This window comes from Sphingobacterium sp. 18053 (assembly GCF_902706145.1).
In the GTDB taxonomy this organism is placed as follows: Bacteria; Bacteroidota; Bacteroidia; order Sphingobacteriales; family Sphingobacteriaceae; genus Sphingobacterium; species Sphingobacterium paramultivorum.
This window is the reverse complement of sequence record NZ_CACSJW010000030.1, coordinates 1-993: the sequence shown is the minus strand read 5'-3', so window position 1 is coordinate 993 and position 993 is coordinate 1. Positions and strand designations below refer to the sequence as shown.

General features: G+C 36.7%; 1 protein-coding gene and 1 pseudogene. Both read right to left on the bottom strand.

What is annotated here, in order from left to right:
• Window positions 1-219: hypothetical protein (locus GVK91_RS27580; protein WP_235033005.1), on the bottom strand; the 219-nt coding region annotated here is incomplete at its 3' end.
• Window positions 220-489: 270 nt separating this feature from the next.
• Window positions 490-993, bottom strand: a pseudogene (locus tag GVK91_RS27135) (hypothetical protein); the annotation flags it as partial.

The following is a 993-nucleotide window of genomic DNA, read 5'->3' as shown; positions in this document are numbered from 1 at the left end:
CTGTTTAGGCTCAAAGTTCCTATTGGTAGCCCAATCGTCATCATCTTTATCGAAAACTTTGGATCCAGTGAGATACATGGTGAAACCCTCTTCTGACGCGAAAAGCCCAAAATTGAAAGCAATTATTGATTTATCAATCCTTTCAGTTTTGTTGATGTTATCCACCCATTCGTGGAATCTTTGATCGACCGGTTTAACTTTTTGCAGATAGCTCATCATGGTGCAGTAGGAGTAATGTCGTCAAAAGTAATAATTAATAGGTATCTATTTTGGTTTTATTTTCAAGGTGAAAAGATGTTCGAGTGATTTTATCTCATTGAATTGCAAAGTGGAATCTGCCGATGTTCAATTATTGGCTTATCATGAAAAGGAAGCCATGTCAGGAACTATCCTATGATGTGAAATATTTCGGCGCTATTACAGGCGTTGATAATACTGATCTTATTCACTAAGTGTTGATCAAGTTTAAGAACTATTTTAGGCCTAAGATTATTCAGCGATCATCACCTTTTCCTCCTTGATATTATTTAGAAAATCCGTGTATTTTATGGGTAGCTTTTTTCTGTGGTAATAAAAATAGAAGTCAAATGAGCCCCCGATGATTCCCTTATCCGGAGCATATACAAATCGATCAATTCCTCGCTCAAAATCATAATTATACTCATGTTGTGTCCAATCGACATAGGTCCAAAACTGATATCCCGTTCCATGCTGTGCTAAGGTGATTTTTTTGGATAGGTATTCTCTTCTGTCCCGGGACCAATCTAAAAAGGAGAGCGGGTCTTCACCTATCCGATATAAAGGGAATTGTAAACTAGGATAAGCGCCTTTAAATATTTTTTCGAATTGAAGCACACTATAGGTCGAATCTTGGGTATTGATAGTCCCATAGACATTCGTAAAAGCTTGCGGACGATTGCGGACTGCATAAAACTGTAACAAACAGTATTTTGGTGCATAATAAGTATCTCCTTTTTTTATAATTAGCTTATA